The organism is Shimia haliotis (genome assembly GCF_900114415.1).
GTDB classification, from domain to species: domain Bacteria; phylum Pseudomonadota; class Alphaproteobacteria; order Rhodobacterales; family Rhodobacteraceae; genus Shimia; species Shimia haliotis.
In genome coordinates this window covers 235019-253468 of the sequence record NZ_FOSZ01000005.1, presented here as the reverse complement: position 1 = coordinate 253468, position 18450 = coordinate 235019, and the positions used below count along the sequence as shown (strand labels likewise).

The following is an 18450-nucleotide window of genomic DNA, read 5'->3' as shown; positions in this document are numbered from 1 at the left end:
TTTGGAGCGGGCGATGAGATTCGAACTCACGACCCTAACCTTGGCAAGGTTATGCTCTACCCCTGAGCTACGCCCGCGTCCTATGGGTGAGGGGGATTTAGCGCCACCGCGCGGGGGGTGCAAGGGCTAATTTCAGGAAAGTGCAAAGCCGGGCCGAAAAAGCGAAAAGGCGCGGAATGATCCGCGCCTCTTTCGGCTTTCCCTTCTTGAGGGAAGTTGGAGCGGGCGATGAGATTCGAACTCACGACCCTAACCTTGGCAAGGTTATGCTCTACCCCTGAGCTACGCCCGCATCCTTTGGGTGAGGCGTGAGATATAAAGAGTCGCGCGGGGCTGCAAGTGGAAAATCGGGAGTTTACGAAAAAACTTTCCTGCCGCCGGTTTTTCGGTTTGATGCGTGTCAGGTTGATTAGGAGTGGTTGAAATGATTTCACGACGCGCTGTGGTTTTGGGCGGATTGGGAGTGCCGGTGATGGCGTGGGCGCATGAGGGGCACAACCATTTGCCAGTCACGGTTTCCGCGGAGGCTGTGCGCAAGCGGTCAGGAGCGGTGGTGGTGACGCTGACGTTCTTCAACACAAGCACCGCCGCAGCGACGTTGGGGGCCGTGCGCGTGGAGGGGGCCACAATGGAGGGTTTCGCGCCGGTGGTTGTGCCCGCAGGTGACATTGTTGAAGCGAAGATCACCCTCAGATTTGACAGCGCGGTGCCGTCGGTCATTCCGTTGCATCTGGATTTTGGGACGCGGGGCAGTGGGTCGGTGAGCGCGGCATTTTGATGGTGGTTGTCGAAAAGGCGTTAACCATCTGAAATGTTGATAAAATTTCTGTCGGCATCACGTCGGTAAAACGTCGGTATTGCGACGGTGCGGATTTTGATTCGCAGCTTTGTTAGCCCAAAGCGCTGGCGGGATACGAAATCTTCGGGGAGCGTCACGGCGCAAAAAAAAGGGCGGGGAAATCCCCGCCCTTTGCCGTTTCGATGCCGACGATTTATTCCAGCTCGATGAGCAGGTCCTTGGCGTCGATCTGGCCGCCTGGTGTGACGTGTACGGCTTTGACCGTGGCGTCATGCTCGGCATGGATGCCGGTTTCCATTTTCATCGCCTCGATGGTCAGGAGCATGTCGCCTTCCTTGACCTCTTGACCGGCCGCAACCGCGACGGAGGCGACAACACCCGGCATTGGCGCGCCGATGTGGTTTTTGTTGCCATGCTCGGCCTTGGGGCGCGCTGCGGTGGCAGATTTTACCAAGCGGTTGGGCACGCGGATCACGCGCGGCTGGCCGTTGAGTTCGAAGAAGACTTTGACTTCACCGTTCTCGTCGGTTTCACCAATCGCCTGAAGGCGGATTTCCAGTGTTTTGCCCGGATCAATCTCGGCTGTGATCTCTTCGCCGGGTTCCATGCCATAGAAGAAGGCGCGGGTCGGGAGGGCACGGACAGGGCCGTATTGGCGGTGGCGGCCCATGTAGTCGAGGAAGACCTTGGGATACATCAGGTAACCGTTGAGATCCTCGTCATCGACCTCAAAACCGTTGAGTTCGGCAGAGAGTTCGGCGCGAGTCGCTTCGAGATCAACTGGCTTGAGATGCTTGCCCGGGCGATCCAGATTGGGCTTTTCGCCTTTGAGCACCTTGTCGATGATTGCGGAGGGGAAACCGCCGTGAGGCTGGCCCAAATTGCCGCGCATCATGTCCACCACCGAGTCGGGGAAAGCCAGATCGGTTTCAGGGTTTTCGACCTCTTCGCGAGTCAGGCCTTGGGACACCATCATCAGGGCCATGTCGCCGACCACTTTGGAGGAGGGCGTCACTTTGACGATGTCGCCAAACATCTGGTTCACATCGGCATAGGTCTGTGCGACCTCGTGCCATTTTTCCTCAAGACCAAGGCTGCGGGCCTGTGCTTTGAGGTTGGTGAACTGACCACCGGGCATTTCGTGCAGGTAGACTTCGGAGGCAGGCGCTGCGAGGCCGCTTTCGAATGCGGCGTATTGCGCGCGCACGCCTTCCCAGTAGTCGCTGACCTCGCGCACGGCTTTGATATCAAGGCCGGTGTCGCGGTCGGTGTTGCGGGTGGCTTCGACAATGGAGCCGAGGCAGGGCTGGGACGTGCCGCCGGAGAAGGCATCCATGGCCGCGTCGACCGCATCCACGCCAGCGTCGGCGGCGGCGAGGATGGTTGCGCCTGCGATGCCTGATGTGTCGTGCGTGTGGAAGTGGATCGGCAGGCCGACCTCTTCCTTGAGTGCCTTGACCAGCACCCGTGCGGAGGCTGGTTTCAGAAGGCCCGCCATGTCCTTGAGGCCAAGGATGTGGGCGCCAGCGGCTTCGAGCTCTTTGGCCATGGAGACATAGTAGTTGATGTCATATTTGGCGCGGTTCGGATCGAGCAGATCGCCGGTGTAGCAGATCGTGCCTTCGCAGACCTTGCCGCTTTCCACCACGGCATCCATCGCGACGCGCATGTTTTCAACCCAGTTGAGCGAGTCAAAGACGCGGAAGACGTCGACGCCGGTATCCGCGGCCTGACGCACAAATTCCTGCACCACGTTGTCGGGATAGTTGGTGTAGCCAACGCCGTTGGACGCACGCAACAACATTTGCGTCATGACATTGGGCATGGCTGCGCGCAGGTCCCGCAGACGCTGCCACGGGCATTCCTGCAGGAAGCGGTAGGCCACGTCAAAGGTCGCACCGCCCCAGCATTCGACCGAGAAGAGTTGCGACAGGTTGGCGGCATAGGTGGGCGCCACCTTGATCATGTCGATCGAGCGCATGCGGGTGGCGAGCAGGGATTGGTGCCCGTCGCGCATGGTGGTGTCGGTCAGAAGCAGTTGTTTCTGCGCTTTCATCCAATCGGCGACAGCCTGTGCGCCTTTGTCCTCAAGCAGATTGCGTGTGCCGTAGGCCGGTTCGGCTTTTTTGGCGGGGGCGATCGGTGTTTTGAGGTCAGCAGCGGGGGCCGGACGGTCGGTGGTTTCCGGATGGCCGTTTACGGTGATGTCCGCGATATAAGTCAGAACCTTGGTGCCGCGGTCGCGTCGCTTGGCGAATTTGAACAGGTCCGGTGTCTCGTCGATGAACTTCGTCGTGTACTGGTTGTTCAGGAAGGTCGGGTGTTTGAGCAGGTTTTCCACGAAGGAGATGTTGGTGCTGACACCGCGCACGCGGAATTCGCGCAGGGCGCGGTCCATGCGTTTGATTGCCTTTTCAGGTGTTTGCGCGTGGGCAGTCACCTTGGTCAGCAGAGAGTCATAAAAGCGTGTGATGACGCCGCCTGCATAGGCGGTGCCGCCGTCCAGACGGATGCCCATACCGGTCGCGGAGCGATAGGCGGTGATGCGGCCATAGTCGGGGATGAAGTTGTTCTGCGGGTCTTCGGTGGTGACGCGCGTTTGCAGCGCGTGACCGTTGAGGCGGATGTCATACTGGCTGGACTTGCCGGTGGCCTCGGCCAGAGACTTGCCCTCGGCGATCAGGATTTGCGCCTGAACGATGTCGATGCCGGTGACTTCTTCGGTGACGGTGTGTTCCACCTGCACGCGGGGGTTCACCTCGATGAAGTAGAATTTGCCGGTTTCCATATCCATCAAGAATTCGACAGTGCCGGCGCATTCGTAGTTCACATGGGCGCAGATTTTGCGGCCGAGTTCACAGATTTCTTCGCGCTGCGCCTCTGAAAGATAAGGCGCGGGGGCGCGCTCGACGACCTTTTGGTTGCGGCGCTGCACAGAGCAGTCGCGTTCATAAAGGTGGTAGATGTTGCCCTGCTGATCGCCAAGGATCTGGACCTCGACGTGGCGGGCGCGGGTGATCATCTTTTCCAGATAACCTTCGCCGTTGCCAAAGGCGGCTTCGGCCTCGCGGCGGCCTTCCAGGACTTTCTCCTCAACCTCGTCTTCGGAGAAGATCGGGCGCATGCCGCGTCCGCCGCCACCCCAGGAGGCTTTGAGCATCAGAGGATAGCCAACCTCTGCCGCCTCCTTCTTGATGGCGTCCATGTCATCGCCCAGCACTTCGGTCGCCGGAATGACCGGTACGCCAGCCTCAACGGCGACTTTGCGGGCGGAGGCTTTGTCTCCGAGCGCGCGCATGGTTTCGGCCTTGGGACCGATGAAGGTGATGCCGTTGGCGGCGCAGGCGTCCACGAAGTCGGGGTTTTCCGACAGCAGGCCGTAGCCCGGGTGGATCGCGTCGGCGCCGCATTCCTTGGCGACGCGGATGATTTCGTCGATGCTCAGATAGGCCGCGACAGGGCCAAGGCCTTCGCCGATGCGGTAGGCTTCGTCAGCTTTGAAGCGGTGCAGGCCGAGTTTGTCTTCCTCGGCAAAGACGGCGACGGTCTTTTTGCCCATTTCGTTGGCGGCACGCATCACGCGGATCGCAATTTCGCCGCGGTTGGCGATCAGGATTTTCTGAAAATCGGTCATCGGCAGGCTTTCCCTTTGTGGCTCTGTCGGTGTGTCGGTCGAATTGCTAGCGCTTCGCCGCAGCGCAGCGCAATACCCAGAGACACGGATTTGTAAGATTTGTGTTACATTTCGCGGCGGGCATGTCGGGATTAGCGATAACATGCATTTTCTGTGTAGGAATCGTGCGAATGCGACCGTTTGTACGCAGTTTTATGACTCGGCGGAATGCCGAGAGGCGGCGGGCCGCACCGGAAAATGCGATGAAGGCGCCAGTTTTGGTGAAGCCGGTGCAGGATTCCGGCAGACGGTGTGCCTGTTGGTTTACGTGACCAGACTGGCGGTCAGGTCGGCAAAAGTTTCCGCCCCCAGCTGCCCCATGTTGGCCGCGAGGTCTTGGGCCAGAATGTCCAGGAGATGCGCCGGGCCTGCTTCCCCCAATGCGCAGAGGGCGTAGTGAAAGCCGCGGCCCATGAAGACGAAGTTCGCACCCAAGGCCAGCGCGCGCAGAATGTCGAGGCCGGTTTCAAAGCCGCTGTCGACAATCAGCGGCAGGTCGGTGACGGCGCGGATGGCGGGCAGGGCTTCGATGGTGGCGGGGGAGGCGTCGAATTGACGGCCTGCGTGGTTAGAGAGCCAGAGCGCATCGACGCCGGCGGATGTCAGGCGCTGGGCATCCTCGGGGCGCATCACGCCTTTGACCACAAAGGGGCCGTCCCAATGATCGCGCAGCCATTTGAGGTAATCCCAATCAGGTGAGGTGCGCAGCAGGTAGCCCGCGTGGGCTGTGGAACTCAGTCCGCTGACCTCTTCGGCGTAGTCGTCAATCAGTTTCATGCGCGGCATGCCGGCACGGGCGGAGGCCATGGCCCAAGCGGGACGCATGGCGACTTGCGCCAGCAAACGGGGCGTGAGGCGTGGGGGCGTGGTGAGGCCGGAACGAACCTGACGTTCGCGGCGCGAGGCGGTGGGCACGTCCACGGTGAGGACCAGCGTGGAGAAACCGGCAGCTTTGGCGCGGGCAAGAAGGTCTTTGCGGATGCCCTCGTCACGCGGGGGGTAGAGTTGGAACCACGCGTTTTCCCCCAGATGCGGCGCCATTTCTTCGGGTGTTTTGGTGGCCACCGTGGAGATGCAGTAAGGCACGTTTGCTTTTGCGGCGGCGCGGGCCAGCATGAATTCGGCGTCAGGCCACATCAGGCCGGACATGCCGATCGGGGCCATGCCGACGGGCAGGGGGTAGCGTTTGCCCAGCAAGTCAACCGACGTATCCGGCGTGATGTCGCCATGAAGGATCGACGGATGGAACAGGATGTCGTCCAGTTTGGCGCGGTTGCGGGCCTTGGTGCGCTCGTCGCCTGTGGCGCTGTCGAGGTATTCCCACACAAAGCGTGGGATTCGCTGTTGGGCGCGGGTGCGCAAATCGCTGAGGGCGGGGTATTTGGCGTGCAAATCCATGGTGCGAGTTTCGCCGGATTGCGCCAATTGTCCAGCAATTAACGTGTTTCGCGTTCTGCGCGAACATAAAGAGAACTTCCAATCGAGGATTTGGCGCTGTAGATTGCCGCCCATGAGCAGTTTTGACGACGAATTCGACGCCTTTGAAGGCGCATCCCTGTCGGCGCGCGCGATGATGGCGCGGCCGATGCCTTATCTGGACGAGTTGAACCCCGCACAGCGCGAGGCGGTCGAGAACCTCGACGGACCGGTGTTGATGCTGGCCGGTGCTGGCACGGGCAAGACAAAGGCGCTGACGGCGCGGATTGTGCATCTGCTTAATATGAACAAGGCGCGGCCAAACGAGATTCTGGCGGTGACCTTCACCAACAAGGCCGCCAAGGAGATGAAGACCCGCGTGGGCAACATGCTGGGCCATCAGATCGAGGGGATGCCGTGGCTGGGCACGTTCCATGCGATCTGTGTGAAGCTTTTGCGTCGGCATGCGGAATTGGTGGGGCTCAAGAGCAATTTCACCATTCTGGACACCGACGATCAGTTGCGCCTGCTCAAGCAGTTGGTGTCGGCGGCCAATATTGACGACAAACGCTGGCCTGCGCGGCAGTTGGCGTCGTTGATTGATGGTTGGAAAAACCGTGCGCTGACGCCGGAGCGGCTGCCTGCGGCGGATGCGGGGGCGTATAACCATCGCGGCGGTGAATTGTATGCGCAGTATCAGGTGCGTTTGCGAGAGTTGAACGCCTGTGATTTTGGCGACCTGTTGCTGCATATGGTCACGATCTTTCAGGATCATCCTGACGTGTTGGCGCAGTATCAGCGTTGGTTCCGTTACATCCTCGTGGACGAATATCAGGATACCAACGTGGCGCAGTATCTGTGGCTGCGGCTGTTGGCGCAGGGGCATAAGAATATCTGTTGCGTTGGCGACGATGACCAGTCGATCTACGGCTGGCGCGGGGCCGAGGTGGGCAACATCCTGCGGTTCGAGACGGATTTCCCCGGTGCGCATGTGGTGCGGTTGGAGCAGAATTACCGCTCGACAAAGCATATTTTGGATGCAGCATCCAACGTCATTCGTGGAAATGAAAATCGTCTGGGCAAGGAGCTTTGGACTGCGTCTGGCGATGGCGAGCAAGTTCGACTAATCGGGCATTGGGATGGTGAAGAAGAGGCGCGGTGGGTTGGCGAAGAGATTGAAGGCCTTTTTGACGGTAGTTCGCCAATCGCAAAGAGGCGAGAGGATGTGCGAACGAAAAAGCTCTATGAAGAAGTTGATCGACTGAAGGACGCAGATGCACTTCGTGGGCTAAATAGCATCGATCAGTTGATAGAACGCTTGAGAGAGAACAAGAGCTTTTTAGCGCGAGAGAATAACAAAGATTTGCTTTGGGAATTGGCATCCAGACGCGAAGAAGGGCTTTCACTTGAGCCGTCTTTGAAGCGGCACGATTACAACAAATTTGGGTATGACAAAATAGCAATTCTAGTGCGGGCGTCGCATCAAATGCGGGCGTTTGAAGACCGGTTCCTGACGATTGGCCTGCCTTATCGCGTGATTGGCGGGCCGCGGTTTTACGAGCGGCTCGAAATCCGCGACGCCATGGCCTATTTTCGCGTGGTTGTGTCGCCGGATGATGATCTGGCGTTTGAGCGCATTGTGAACACGCCCAAACGCGGCCTTGGCAATGTCGCGCAGCAGAAGATCCAGAATTGCGCGCGCGCCAATGGGGTGAGCCTTGTGGAAGGGGCGCGCATTCTGATTGAGGAAAAGGGCATCGGCGGCAAAGGGGCCAAGGAGTTGGCAATATTGCTTGATGGAATTGACCGCTGGCGGGCAAAGGGATCGGCCCCGATCATTGAGGTTGCGCTGGACGATGATGCGGTGATTGACGACGGCGCCACGCAGCAGGCGACACGCTTGCAAGAGGGGCAGCCGGAGCTGGGCCACGTGGAGTTGGCGCAGGTTATTCTGGATGAGGCCGGATACACGGCGATGTGGCAGAACGATAAGACGCCGGAAGCGCCGGGGCGGCTCGAGAACCTGAAGGAATTGGTCAAGGCGTTGGAAAGCTTTGACAATCTGCAAGGGTTTCTGGAGCACGTGAGCCTTGTTTTGGACAATGCCAGCGAGGATGCGGACGAGAAAGTCACCATCATGACGCTGCACGGGGCCAAGGGGCTGGAGTTTCCGGCGGTGTTCTTGCCAGGGTGGGAAGACGGGTTGTTTCCGAGCCAACGCTCTATGGATGAGAACGGGCTCAAGGGGCTGGAGGAAGAGCGGCGGCTGGCCTATGTGGGCATCACGCGGGCGGAGGAGATTTGCACGATTTCCTTTGCGGGCAACCGTCGGGTGTTCGGGCAATGGCAGAGCCAGATGCCGAGCCGGTTCATTGACGAGCTGAGCGAGGAGAACGTCGAGGTGCTGACGCCGCCGGGCCTGTATGGGCATCAGGGCGGCGGGAGCAGCGGGTTTTCGTCGGGGATCGAGGCCAAAGCGGCGGAGGCGAATGTCTACAACTCGCCCGGTTGGAAACGGATGCAAGCGCGGTCGGGCAGCTATGGCATGAGCCAACCCAAGGAGAGCAAGGCGGCGGCGATTGATTTGACAGCGGTGAGCAGTTTCACCGTAGGCGATCGGGTGTTTCACCAGAAGTTCGGCTATGGCGCGGTGACGGACATCGAGGGCGACAAGCTGACGGTGGATTTTGAGAAAGCGGGCGAGAAAAAGGTGGTGGCGCGGTTTGTGACATCGCCGGATGACGTGCCGTTTTGAGGTGTCAGGGGCTTTGCCCCCTTGGCCTGCGGCCAATTCCCCCAAGGTATTTTGCGCAAAAGGAATGCGTGGGTCTGTGACCTCGCGTAGGGACGCGCGGGTGGCGTTGACTTTGGGCATGGCTCTGGGTTGGCTGGTGCCAACCACAGGAGAACCGGATGATTTTTTACGATTGCGCCACGGCGCCCAGCCCGCGTCGCGCGCGGATGTTCATTGCCGAGAAGGGCATCGAGGTAGACACCTGCGAGGTGGATTTGCGCCACGACGGGCATCGCAGCCCCGAGTTTCTGGCGTTGAACCCGCATGGCACTGTGCCGGTTCTGGTGACAGATGAGGGCACGGCGCTGACCGAAAATATTGCGATTGCGGGGTATTTGGAGGCGGCATTTCCGGAGCCGACTTTGATGGGCGTGACGCCGGATGAAAAGGGCAAGGTGTTGATGTGGAACGCGATTTGTGAGTTCCACGCAGGTATGGCGATTGCAGAAGCGTTGCGGAACTCGACACCGGCGCTGAAGGGGCGGGCGTTGCCTGGGGCGGTGGACTATGAGCAGATTCCGGCGTTGGCGGCGCGTGGGGTGCAGCGGTTGGGCCGGTTTTTTGACACGCTTGAGGCGCGGCTGTCGGAGAGTGCGTATCTGGCAGGGGATGCGTTTTCGATGGCCGACATCACCGGCTTTGTGTTCTGCGACTTTGCGCGGATTGTGAAGCAGGGGATTCCGGACGGAAATGCTGCATCAAAGGCGTGGTTCGAGACCATCAAGGCGCGGCACAGCGCGACGCTTTAGGCGCCCTAGAGAGGCAAGGCACCAGCGCGGTGTCTGGTGCCTTGTTTTTGTGGCGGTGGTCAATGCACGAAGCAGAGGCTGTCAAAGGTTTGGCGCCATGCGGACACCTCGGGGAGAATGGGCTCGCCGCGTAAGCCACGTTTGATCAGATCAGCGAGGCGGTCGGCGTCGTTTGCGGTCATGCCCCATCGCACCAGTTCGGGCGTGCCGATCCGCAGGCCATTCAGGTCGCCTTCTACCGGATCAGTGGGGAGGCCGATGCCGCAAGCGAGGAAGCCTGCGGTGCGCAGTGTTTTGGAGGCGGCTTGTCCGCCGCCAAAGGGCGCGGCCATCACGGCGAACTGGTGGGAGTTGGTGAAGCCTTGGGTACCCGAAAAGATCGGGACGTCGTTGGCATGCAACGCAGACGCCAGCGCTTTGGACAGGGCAATCATCTCTTGGGCATAGGCGGGGCCGTAGACTTGCCAATCCAGCATCGTGACTGCGAGCGCGGCGGTTTTGGCTGCGTCGAAATTGGCGGTCATGCCGGGGAAGGCGATGGCGTCGAGCGCTTGTGCGATGTCAGGATCGTTTGAGACAATCAGGCCGCCAGCGGGGCCGCCGAGGCTTTTGTAGGTGCTCATGGTCATGAAGTGAGCCCCTTCCGTCAGCGGGTTGGACCATGCGCGGCCGGCGATGATGCCGCATTGATGGGCTGCGTCAAACATCAGTTTGGCATCACATTCATCGGCAATGGCACGGACCTCGGCGACGGGGTGCTCAAAGAGATTGAGGCTGCCACCGATAGTGATCAGTTTGGGTCTTTCGGCGAGTGCGAGGGTGCGGAGTCGGTCGAGGTCAACAGTGTAGCCATCCGCATGCACGGGGGCATCAATGGTGCGCAACCCAAATAGTCCTGCGCAGCCTGCCAGATGATGTGTGACATGTCCGCCAATGGTGGCGGGCGGCGCGATGATGGTGTCGCCAGGTTTGCAGGTGGCCATAAACCCGTAGAGATTGGCAATGGCGCCCGAAGGCACGCGCACCTCCGCAAATTTGGCATCAAACACATCGGCGCAGAGTTCGGCGGCAATCACCTCGATCTCTTCGATTGCTTCCAATCCCATTTCGTATTTGTCGCCAGGATAGCCCAGAGAGGGGCGCGACCCGATTCCGGAGGCAAGAAGCGCCTCGGCTTTGGGGTTCATAATATTGGTGGCAGGATTGAGGTTGAAACACTCGGATTCGTGAATCCGGCGGTTTTCCTGCGCGAGATGCCCGATGCGGGCCAGCACATCTTCGGGCGCTGTGGTTTCAGTGGTTTTTGCAATGGTCTGGACCAGAGTTTCGCTGCTCTCGGGTACCCAGGCTCTTTGTGCGAGTGTCATGGTGTGTCCTCCGTGTTGCCGACAGTGTGATCGGCGCTGCGTGACTTCGCAAACCAGATTTGATATTTCTTGGCGTAGAAAAACTAAGGCTAGAAAATGAGTGTTGCGCCGAAACGTCCCAAAGGACCCCCACTAAACGCGATGCGTGCGTTTGAGGCGGCAGCGCGTCATGTCAGTTTTGTGGCTGCGGCTGAAGAATTGAATGTCACGCCCGGTGCGATTTCGCAGCATGTGAAAACGTTGGAGGACTGGTCAGGTGTCGCCCTTTTCCGTCGCAATGCACAGGGTGTGGATCTGACGACGCAGGGGCGGGCTTTGGTTGCGGAGTTCACCGTGGCGTTTGATCGGCTGGCGGATGCCACCCGCGCGTTGCATGCCCTAAAACCCGAGCCGGTTTTTCACATCGCGGCTTTACCCGCGATCGCGCAGCTTTGGCTTCCCAAACGGCTGAGCCGCATCAGGGCGCGGTTTCCGAATATCTCGTTTTCGGTCACGGCGACCGAGACGCAACCGTCGCTGGCGCGGGAGCTGTTTGATCTGGCGATATTTTTCGATGTACCGGACGGCTCGCCGGAACAGATTGTCATTGCCACAGATGAGATTGCGCCCGTCTGCGCGCCGGATTTTGCAAGGCGGAGCGACGGATTTGAGGGGGTGACTTTGCTGCACGACCAAAGCTGGATTGACGATTGGGCAACCTGGTCAGACGCTGTTGGCGTGCGCGTTTCCGATCCTGCCAGCGGCCCACAGTTTTCTCTCTATAGCCTTGCCGTCGAGGAGGCCAAAGCAGGGGCCGGTGTCCTGATGGGGCATTTGTGTCTGGTCCAAGAGGCGCTGGCGGCAAAGTCATTGGTGCGAATAGATGATCTGAGCTGTGACACGGGGCGGTCGCTTGTGATGGCAGTGCCGCCGCAGACCCGCCAACGGCATGCAACAATGGATATTGTGTCGCTGCTTTTGCAGTAGTGGAACTGTGCTTGGCAGCAATCCGCGCCTGATTCACAGGCGTGGGTGAAGGCGGGTTGGCCAGCAACTGAAAACTGAATTTCGTTAGAACAAAAAAACGGCGGCGCCAGGGAGGAGAGGCGTCGCCGTTCTTTGTGTCAGGACATCCCGGGGAGGAGGAGAGGGAGCCCCGATTGCGGTGGACCTGTGCGGCCCGATGTTGGAGCGCGACGACACCAGGGAGGAGGAGAGGTGCCGTCGCTCTAGTGTCAAGACCTCCAGGGAGGAGGAGAGGAGGTCTTGAGACCGTTGGGCCGATTGGCCCGAATGTCGCTGCGGCGATACCAGGGAGGAGGAGAGGTATCGCCGCGCTTGTTTCAAGTGACCCAGGGAGGAGGAGAGGGCCTCTTGATCTCGTTTGGCCCGTTGGGCCGGAATTTCAGTGCGACGACACCAGGGAGGAGGAGAGGTGTCGTCGCTCTAGTTTCAAGATCTCCAGGGAGGAGGAGAGGAGATCTTGATCCCGTGTGGGCCGAGGCCCTGTGTTCTCGCGGTGACGTCAGGGAGGAGGAGAGACATCACCGCTGAATTGGAAAGCCTGAGGGAGGAGTGGCTTTCCGGAATTTCTTAGTGTTCGCGCGAGGCCTCGATGGCGACGCGGCGGATCATCGAGCGGCTCATGCCCAGATCTGCGAGTTCGCGATCAGACAGAGACATCAGCTCGGAGAATGTGGTGCGGTACACGCGGTACTGACGCCATTTTTCGGCCACAGCCATAAACAGCGCGGTGAGGCCGCGGGCTTCGGTGGCGGTTGCCACTGTGTTGGTGTTTGTTACATATGCCATCTTGATACCTCGAGCATCCGGCGGTGTTCGTTTCGTTTCGTCTTGATGAGGGTGATATAGAGGCGTGCTGCGGATGCACAATACCAAGTGACGCAACGCCGCTATGCGCTGAGCGAATAGGGACGCGGCGTCACTTTGGAAATATGAGGAAATTCAACAAGCTTAAGAAAACAAACGACTAATTATGAAGTTTATGTGACCGAGTGGTGTGCCTAAAAATTATGCTGCAATGCAGAAAGTGGAGAAAATGGTGGCGATAACAAAAGAGTCAGTGCTTGCGACGTTGCGTCGGATCTCGTTGCCGGATGGGGGCGATCTTGTGAGTCACGATTTCGTTCGTGCTCTGTCTGTTGAGTCGGGGCAGGTGCGTTTTGTGATTGAAGCGCCCAATGCCGAGACTGCTCAGAAGATGGGGCCGTTGCGTCAGGCGGCCGAGGATCTGGTAAAATCCATGGCGGGCGTGAATGAGGTTTCGGTTGTCCTGACGGCGCATTCCGGTGGTCAGGCTGCACCCGCGGCAAAGGCGCCCCCTTCGTTGAAAGTGGGCGGGCATCCCAAGCCGCAAGCCGGCCCTATGAAGGTCGCCGGTGTTGATCGCATTCTGGCGGTGGGGTCCGGCAAAGGCGGCGTGGGCAAATCCACGGTGTCCTCAAACCTCGCGGTGGCTTTGGCCAAACAGGGGCGAAAGGTCGGGCTTTTGGATGCGGACATCTATGGGCCGAGCCAGCCGCGCATGATGGGCGTCAACAAGCGACCTGCGTCGCCGGACGGCAAGACGATCCTGCCATTGCACGCGCATGGGGTCACGGTGATGTCTCTGGGCTTTATGCTGGAGGAAGATAAGCCGGTGGTCTGGCGGGGGCCGATGTTGATGGGTGCCCTGCAACAGATGCTGACGCAGGTGCAGTGGGGTGAGTTGGATGTGTTGATAGTCGATCTGCCGCCGGGAACCGGTGATGTGCAGTTGACGTTGTGCCAGAAGACGGAACTGACCGGCGCGATTGTGGTGAGCACGCCGCAGGATGTGGCGCTTTTGGATGCGCGCAAAGCGCTGGGCATGTTTGACCAACTCAAGACGCCTGTGTTGGGGTTGATCGAGAATATGAGCCTGTTCCATTGCCCCAAGTGCGGGCATGAATCCCACATCTTTGGGCATGGCGGTGTGTCGGCGGAGGCTGAAAAGCTGGGTGTGCCGTTGCTTGGGGCGTTGCCGATTGATCTGGACACCCGTCTGGCAGGGGATGGCGGCACGCCGATTGCTGCCGGTGATAGCGAAATGGCGCAGGCCTATGCGCGCATTGCCGAAGGGCTGGTGCGGGGCGGTATGGCTTAAGGTCGCAGGACGGTTGAGTTTTGAAAGGGGGCGCTTGTGAGCGCCCCTTTTTGTTGTCGGCCTTAGAGCACTTCGCCGATCATCACAGTGGGGCGGATGTTGGTGAAGTTGGGCACATCCCCCATCACCGGCCCCGAGGCCGCCATCGCAGCGTCCATGGAGGCCTGATCTGGAAAGACGATGGTGGCAATAGCATGATAGGGAGCCGGTGCGTCGGGACCGCCGCCGCCGAGACCTTTGCTGGCCTGCGCTGAGGTGATGTGCGCGCCCATATGTTCGGCCACGAGGCCCATGTGGGTGGTGGCGTAATAGTCGTGGTCGAAGGTGGTGCCTTCGCCGACGGGGTAAAGAACTTGTAGTGACACGGGCATGGTAGTCTCCCTTTATGACCGGTTCCTGAACACCAGCTTAGCGCGGGAATGGCGTTTTGCATCAGGAATTTATCGCGCGCGACGCGGCGGTGTTTTTATTAGCGGCGGGAGTTCAGGAACTCGGAGAGTTCCGAGAAGAGCTGTTTGCGTTCGTCTTCGGACAGAAAGCGGCCGATCTCTACGGTGCGGCCATTGCCGGTGAGGGTCACATAGTGCGGCACTGGTCCGCCGGTGACATGCATGTCGGCCCGAGCCCAGTAGAGGTTGCATTCCCAGACCTGGGTTTTCCCTTTGGCGGGGCGGTGGGTGAGGGTCAGCATGTCGTCGCAGAGTGCGAGGTCTTCACGGATGTCGCCATCGCGATAGGAGCGTTCCAGTCCCCACCAGAGAGCGGCGACCATGGCGAGGATGAAGGGCAGGATCCCCCAGAGAAATACCGTGCCTAAGAGGCCATAGAGCGGGATCGTGCCCATGGTAAATGCAAAGAGAATCATCGCGGCAAAGCCGCGGCGGGGGAGCGAGCGGTGCGGCCAGAGGGTGAGGACGGGCGCGTTGGGCGTGTCGGACCATTGATGAGGCATTACGGACGGCTTTCAGAGAAGGGGCGTTGCCCCTTGCGACAGCAAGCTGTCGCCACCCCAAGGTATTTTGGGCAATAGGAAAGAAGATCGGTCATGCGGATTTGCAGGTTGCCAGAAGGATGTGATGGCCATGGGTGGCGGGGTCGTTGGCTGTGTAAGTGACGGAGGCGAACCCAAGTTCGGTCAGGGTGTCGATGTATTCCTCGGGTTGCAGGGAGGCGTGATAGACGGTTTCTCCGACGACGGTGCCTGTGACCTCGCCTTCGCTGTCGCCGATGGTCAGGAGCAGGTTGCCGTTGGGCGCGGTGAGTGCGGCGAGTTTTGGCAGGAGCGCGCGTTGTTCAGCGACGGAGAGATGGAACGTGCCGTCCCAGCTAAGCACGGCGTCGAAGGTGTCGCCAAGCGTGAGGGCGGTGAGGTCCATTTCAAGGAAGGTGGCGGATGGAACGGTGGTACGGGCCAGCGCCAGCATGGCGGGGCTGGCGTCGATGCCGGTCAGGGTGTGGCCGAGGCCCGAGATATACTGACCGATCGGGCGGGCGGAGCCGCAGCCGAGGTCGAGCACGCGGGCTGGTGTGGGCAGGCCTGTGAGTAGGCGGTCAATCCACGGGCGCTCTTGCAGGTCAGTGTTGCGGCCTGCGTCCCATTGGGCCGCTACGCGGTCATAGACGTTGTTTGTGTTGGCTTTGATGTCGGCAAAAGTCATCGAGGGACCGATTTGGAAAAGAAAAGGCCCCGGGGCGGTGATGCTCCGGGGCCTCTTTGAACTTTGGTGTGAGGCTGTCGCTTAGTGCGAGTGGCCTTTGTCCCAGTCTTCCTGCTTGGGCAGGATTTCAAAGGTGTGCTCTGGCGGCGGGCTCGGGAGAGTCCATTCCAGAGTATCGGCATATTCGTTCCAGTAGTTGTTCTCGGTCACTTTCGCGCCGCGGAACAGCGAGTAGAACACGATGCCGAAGAAGAACACGAAAGAAGCGAAGGACAGGAACGCGCCGTAGGAGCTGATCTTGTTCCAGTATGCAAAGGCTTCCGGATAGTCGATGTAACGACGCGGCATGCCCTGACGACCCAGGAAGTGCTGGGGGAAGAAGGTCAGGTTGGCACCGATGAAGAACATCCAGAAGTGCAACTTACCAGCCCATTCAGGGTACTGACGGCCTGTCATTTTGCCGAAGTAGAAGTAGATACCGGCAAAGATGGCAAAGACGGCGCCCAAGCTCATCACGTAGTGGAAGTGCGCGACCACGTAGTAGGTGTCGTGGTAGTAGCGGTCCACAGCGGCCTGCGACAGAACGATGCCGGTCACGCCGCCTACGGTGAAGAGGAACAGGAAGCCAAGCGCCCAGACCATCGGGGTTTTGAACTCGATAGAGCCACCCCACATGGTGGCGATCCAAGAGAAGATCTTTACCCCTGTCGGGACCGCAATGACCATGGTGGCCAGCATGAAGTAGGACTGCTGTGTGAGGCTCATGCCCACGGTGTACATGTGGTGTGCCCACACGACGAAGCCCAGAGCACCAATCGCGATAATCGCCCAGACCATCGGCAGGTAGCCAAAGACCGGCTTGCGCGAGAAGGTCGCGATCACGTGGGAGATGATGCCGAAGCCCGGCAGGATCACGATGTAGACTTCGGGGTGTCCGAAGAACCACAGGATGTGCTGATAAAGGATCGGATCACCGCCACCGGCAGGATCAAAGAACGTCGTGCCGAAGTTACGGTCGGTCAGCAACATGGTGATGGCGCCAGCCAGAACAGGCAGAGCCAGCAGGATGAGCCATGCGGTCACGAAAATCGACCAGCTGAACAGCGGAACCTTGAAAAGGGTCATGCCCGGTGCGCGCATGTTCAGGAAAGTGGTGATCATGTTGATCGCGCCCAGAATGGACGAGGCACCCGATACGTGAACAGCGAAGATGGCGAGGTCCATGGACATGCCGCCTTCGGTGGTGGAGAGCGGCGGGTAGAGAACCCAACCAACACCAGAGCCCAACTGACCGTTGCCGCCTGGTGCCAGCATGGAAGCTACACCGAGGGACGTACCAGCCACATAGAGCCAGAACGACAGGTTGTTCATACGGGGGAAGGCCATGTCCGGCGCGCCGATCTGCAGCGGCATGAAGTAGTTGCCGAAGCCGCCGAAGAGCGCCGGAATCACCACGAAGAACATCATCAGGACACCGTGGTAGGTGATCAGGACGTTCCAGAGGTGGCCGTTTGGCGTGCAGGGCCCGTCGCCGGCGCCCAATGTCAGAAAGCGTGCGCCTTCCAGACACATGTACTGAACGCCGGGCTCCATGAGCTCCATGCGCATCAGAACAGTGAAGAATACTGCGATGAAACCGGCAAGGGCGGATACGATCAGGTAAAGAAGACCGATGTCCTTGTGGTTGGTGGACAAGAACCAGCGGGTGAAGAACCCGCGCTCGTCATGATGTTCGTGGCCTTGAATGGCTGCGTCTGCCATGCCTCGCCTCCTGTTGATGCATTTCTGGGGCGCGCGGATTCTTGCCGACGCCCATTCCGGGCTGTTTTTAGGGACTACGGCGCGTAGTCGCAATCTCCGTATTTGACGCAGATCAAAAAAAAGTGTCGCACCCCAGTGAAAGCGGGTCAAAGCCCAAGGTGTCGCAGAGGGGTTGTGTTCCTTTTTTGTTCTTGATTTGGTGCTGTTTAGGCGCATTTGGAGTGATTTGTGGTGTCTGAGATAGAAAAACGGGCGGCGGGAGTGGCCGCGTTTCTTGCAATGCATCGTAAGGGGGCGGGATTCGTTATGCCGAACCCATGGGATGCGGGATCCGCGCGGATTCTCGCTGAGATGGGATTCGGGGCTTTGGCAACCACAAGCGCGGGGGCGGCGGTCAGCGCGGGCTATCGCGATGGTGTGGCCGCGGTGAGTCGGTCCCTGATTCTCGAGAATGCGGCCGCGATTGTGTCGGCGGTGGATGTGCCGGTGTCAGCGGATCTTGAAGACGGGTTTGGAAACACGCCGGAGGTCTGCGCCGAAACCGTGCGGATGGCGGCGGAGGTTGGACTTGTCGGCGGGTCGATTGAGGATGTGACCGGCGGGCCAGAGGGCGGCGTCTATGAGATGGTGGAGGCGGTCGAGCGTGTTGCGGCGGCGGCTGCGGCGGCGCGCGAGGTCGGATTTGTGCTGACGGCACGATGTGAGAACTATTTGGTGGGGCGGCCGGATCTGTCGGACACCATCGCGCGGTTGCAGGCCTTTGGCGAGGCGGGAGCCGACGTTCTTTATGCGCCGGCTTTGCCGGATATTGAGGCGATCCGCACCGTTTGTGCCGAGGTGGCGCAGCCGGTGAATGTGGTGATGGGCCTGCGTGCGCCGTTCTATACGGTGGCAGAGTTGCAGGAGGCAGGCGTGGCGCGCATCAGCGTTGGCGGGTCGATGGCGCGGGCGGCCTATGGCGCACTGGAGCGCGCGGCGGCGGAAGTGTTTCAAGCTGGCACGTTTGGTTATGTGGCTGACGCGCTGCCGGGCGGGGAACTGATGGGATACATGCGCGGGGAGGCGTTGGACAAGCGGGATTGAGGCGCGGCTTTGACCAAGTGATCCGC

The 18450-nt window shown here is 59.8% G+C and carries 14 protein-coding genes and 2 tRNA genes; 6 read left to right on the top strand and 10 right to left on the bottom strand.

The features are described 5' to 3' along the window. Positions 1–2: 2 nt before the first annotated feature. Both BM069_RS13690 and BM069_RS13685 read right to left on the bottom strand, forming a co-directional pair. Positions 3–77, bottom strand: a tRNA-Gly gene (locus BM069_RS13690). 140 nt (positions 78–217) lie between these two features. Beyond that, positions 218–292, bottom strand: a tRNA-Gly gene (locus tag BM069_RS13685). 132 nt (positions 293–424) lie between these two features. Between BM069_RS13685 and BM069_RS13680 the strand changes: the two genes are divergently transcribed. After that, complete coding sequence (locus BM069_RS13680) at positions 425–778, top strand: hypothetical protein (RefSeq protein ID WP_139216206.1); 354 nt, start codon at positions 425–427, stop codon at positions 776–778. 214 nt (positions 779–992) lie between these two features. Here BM069_RS13680 and BM069_RS13675 read toward each other — a convergent pair whose 3' ends face one another. Both BM069_RS13675 and BM069_RS13670 read right to left on the bottom strand, forming a co-directional pair. After that, positions 993–4433: a pyruvate carboxylase gene (locus BM069_RS13675; RefSeq protein WP_093324456.1), complete on the bottom strand. Its 3441-nt coding sequence runs from the start codon at positions 4431–4433 to the stop codon at positions 993–995. A 303-nt stretch (positions 4434–4736) separates the two neighbouring features. Next, a complete protein-coding gene (locus BM069_RS13670; RefSeq protein ID WP_093324454.1) occupies positions 4737–5870 on the bottom strand; it encodes an alpha-hydroxy acid oxidase in 1134 nt (377 codons plus the stop codon). 112 nt (positions 5871–5982) lie between these two features. On the opposite strand from BM069_RS13670, the gene BM069_RS13665 reads away from it, so the two are divergent. Next, positions 5983–8643 carry an ATP-dependent helicase gene (locus BM069_RS13665; protein ID WP_093324453.1) on the top strand — a complete coding sequence of 887 codons (2661 nt, stop codon included), beginning with the start codon at positions 5983–5985 and terminating at the stop codon, positions 8641–8643. Positions 8644–8801: 158 nt separating this feature from the next. Beyond that, positions 8802–9431: a glutathione S-transferase family protein gene (locus tag BM069_RS13660; RefSeq protein ID WP_093324451.1), complete on the top strand. Its 630-nt coding sequence runs from the start codon at positions 8802–8804 to the stop codon at positions 9429–9431. 59 nt (positions 9432–9490) lie between these two features. On the opposite strand, the gene BM069_RS13655 is transcribed toward BM069_RS13660, so the two are convergent. Next, entirely contained in the window at positions 9491–10798 is a 1308-nt protein-coding gene (locus tag BM069_RS13655) for a serine hydroxymethyltransferase (protein ID WP_093324450.1), read from the bottom strand. A gap of 96 nt (positions 10799–10894) precedes the next feature. Here BM069_RS13655 and BM069_RS13650 point away from each other — a divergent pair, with 96 nt between their 5' ends. Next, a complete protein-coding gene (locus tag BM069_RS13650; protein WP_093324448.1) occupies positions 10895–11764 on the top strand; it encodes a LysR family transcriptional regulator in 870 nt (289 codons plus the stop codon). A 606-nt stretch (positions 11765–12370) separates the two neighbouring features. On the opposite strand, the gene BM069_RS13645 is transcribed toward BM069_RS13650, so the two are convergent. Then, complete coding sequence (locus BM069_RS13645) at positions 12371–12589, bottom strand: DUF1127 domain-containing protein (protein ID WP_093324446.1); 219 nt, start codon at positions 12587–12589, stop codon at positions 12371–12373. A 247-nt stretch (positions 12590–12836) separates the two neighbouring features. Here BM069_RS13645 and BM069_RS13640 point away from each other — a divergent pair, with 247 nt between their 5' ends. Then, complete coding sequence (locus tag BM069_RS13640) at positions 12837–13922, top strand: Mrp/NBP35 family ATP-binding protein (RefSeq protein ID WP_170846749.1); 1086 nt, start codon at positions 12837–12839, stop codon at positions 13920–13922. A gap of 62 nt (positions 13923–13984) precedes the next feature. On the opposite strand, the gene BM069_RS13635 is transcribed toward BM069_RS13640, so the two are convergent. The 4 genes from BM069_RS13635 to ctaD form a co-directional block, all read right to left on the bottom strand. Then, complete coding sequence (locus BM069_RS13635; protein ID WP_093324445.1) at positions 13985–14293, bottom strand: EthD family reductase; 309 nt, start codon at positions 14291–14293, stop codon at positions 13985–13987. Between the two features lie 98 nt (positions 14294–14391). Continuing rightward, a complete protein-coding gene (locus tag BM069_RS13630; protein WP_093324443.1) occupies positions 14392–14874 on the bottom strand; it encodes a DUF2244 domain-containing protein in 483 nt (160 codons plus the stop codon). Between the two features lie 91 nt (positions 14875–14965). Continuing rightward, positions 14966–15580 (bottom strand): class I SAM-dependent DNA methyltransferase, encoded by a 615-nt coding sequence (locus tag BM069_RS13625; RefSeq protein ID WP_093324442.1) that lies wholly within the window; start codon positions 15578–15580, stop codon positions 14966–14968. Between the two features lie 81 nt (positions 15581–15661). After that, positions 15662–17341 carry a cytochrome c oxidase subunit I gene (gene ctaD, locus BM069_RS13620; protein ID WP_093324440.1) on the bottom strand — a complete coding sequence of 560 codons (1680 nt, stop codon included), beginning with the start codon at positions 17339–17341 and terminating at the stop codon, positions 15662–15664. A 231-nt stretch (positions 17342–17572) separates the two neighbouring features. Between ctaD and BM069_RS13615 the strand changes: the two genes are divergently transcribed. Continuing rightward, positions 17573–18424: an isocitrate lyase/PEP mutase family protein gene (locus BM069_RS13615; protein WP_244503625.1), complete on the top strand. Its 852-nt coding sequence runs from the start codon at positions 17573–17575 to the stop codon at positions 18422–18424. Positions 18425–18450: the final 26 nt, after the last annotated feature.